Source organism: Pusillimonas minor, from assembly GCF_014237865.1.
Taxonomy (GTDB): Bacteria; Pseudomonadota; Gammaproteobacteria; order Burkholderiales; family Burkholderiaceae_B; genus Neopusillimonas; species Neopusillimonas minor.
Window position 1 is genome coordinate 1 of sequence record NZ_JACJUU010000041.1, and the last position, 1811, is coordinate 1811.

Annotated in this window: 1 protein-coding gene; it reads left to right on the forward strand. The window is 52.8% G+C overall.

From position 1 onward, the window contains the following. The first annotated feature begins 167 nt into the window (after window positions 1-167). Window positions 168-1643, forward strand: coding sequence for a glutamine synthetase family protein (locus tag GTU67_RS15125; protein ID WP_185780806.1), 1476 nt, complete (start codon window positions 168-170; stop codon window positions 1641-1643). The last annotated feature ends 168 nt before the right edge of the window (window positions 1644-1811 follow it).

Here is a 1811-nt window from a genome sequence, read left to right on the forward strand (position 1 = left end):
GGTTACGGACTGCCGGACTTCGCAGAGGAACTCAACTACGGAGTCGATCTATCAACCATCTGAGGGTGGTATCAGATTGATGGGGTGAAGGTGCCCCATCAACCATTAAATCCGTATACCCAAAAATGCAAACATCACGCCGGTCACCACGGCGCCAGGAGGAACATATGGCTGGTTTTATAGAAAGAAACGGTCTGTTGACAACAGCGTACCGGGATGCAGTCCAGAACGTACTGCAACAGATTGAACAGGCGGACATCCGCATGATCCGCTTGTCGTGGCCCGATCAGTACGGGTTGTTGCGCGGCAAAATGCTGTCGGTTGCCGCACTTAAGTCAGCGTTTTCAAGCGGATCTGAAATCACGATGGCACCGTTCTTTTTCGATACGGCCAGCGCCATTGTATTCAACCCGTTTCAGGCCGGAGGTGGCTTTGGCGACTCGGAGCTGTCTGGCAGCCCTAATGTCGTGATGGTCCCTGACCCGACCACGTTTCGCATTTTGCCGTGGGCCGATCGTACCGGCTGGATGCTGGCCGATTTGTACATGCGCAGCGGCAAACCGTTTGCATTGAGCCCGCGCGCAATTCTTAAAAAGGCCTTGCAAGAAGCCAGCGATATGGGCTACGAATTTAAGGCCGGTCTTGAGGTTGAGTGGTACCTCACACGTATTGTTGATCCATGTCTTGAACCAGAAACGCTGGGTGGACATGGCACACCAGCAGCACCTCCCAAGGTCATGCCGGTTGCCAAAGGTTATTCCTACTTGCTGGAAAACCACCTTGATGAGGTCGAACCGCTAATGTCCACTATCCGCGATCATGTTCTGGCTCTGGGCATGCCGCTGCGCAGTATCGAGGATGAATTGGCGCCAAGCCAGATGGAAACTACGTTTGATGTCATGAGCGGGATGAATGTGGCCGATACGATGGTGCTGTTCCGCAATGCAGTCAAGCAAATCTGCCGGCGCAACGGTTATTTGGCCAGTTTTATGTGTAAGCCAAAAATTGCCGGTTTTTATGCTTCTGGCTGGCATCTGCATCAATCTCTGAATGACAAAATAACAGGCACGAATCTGTTTGTTCCCACTGGGAACGATGCCTTGTCACCGACCGGCCTATCGTATGTGGCGGGTTTGCTTGAGCATGCCGGGCCAGCATCAAGTTTCACGACACCCACCATCAATGGTTATCGCCGTCGTCGCCCGTATTCACTGGCCCCTGATCGTATGACCTGGGGTATTGATAACCGTGCTGCCATGGCGCGAGTAATTTCCGCGCCCGGCGATAACGCCAGCCGTGTTGAAAACCGTGCCGGTGAACCCGCGGCCAATCCGTACCTGTACCTTGCATCACAAATTTTTGCCGGCCTTGATGGTATCCGGCGCCAGCTTGACCCCGGCCAACCCGTTGAATCGCCGTACGAGTCCAGTGTGAGCTCGTTGCCCGTAAACCTGTCGCAGGCACTTGACGCCCTTGAGTCTTCAAGCTTCTACCGCGAAGCCTTTGGTGACAAGTTCATCGATTATTGGCTGCATTTACGTCGTAGCGAATGGCAACGCTTTGTGGCCGCTGAAGGCGAGGTCGACATGCAGCAAGACGAGGTTACCGAATGGGAACACCGCGAATATTTTGAATTGATGTAAATGCGTAGCCGCAGCAGACACATCGCATAAGGACAGTTATGAAAAAGGGGTAAGCGGATTAAATGGTTGATCTTACCTTTGCATGAGAGTGAGACAGACCGGCATCTCATCGGATTATCTGGTTGATGCTTCACCTACTGCTGGTGCATGTTTCCTTCGCTAATTCCA

Excerpts from the sequence above, each read along its gene's own strand:
- GTU67_RS15125 (WP_185780806.1), top strand. The coding sequence starts at position 168 with ATGGCTGGTTTTATAGAAAGAAACGGTCTGTTGACAACAGCGTACCGG.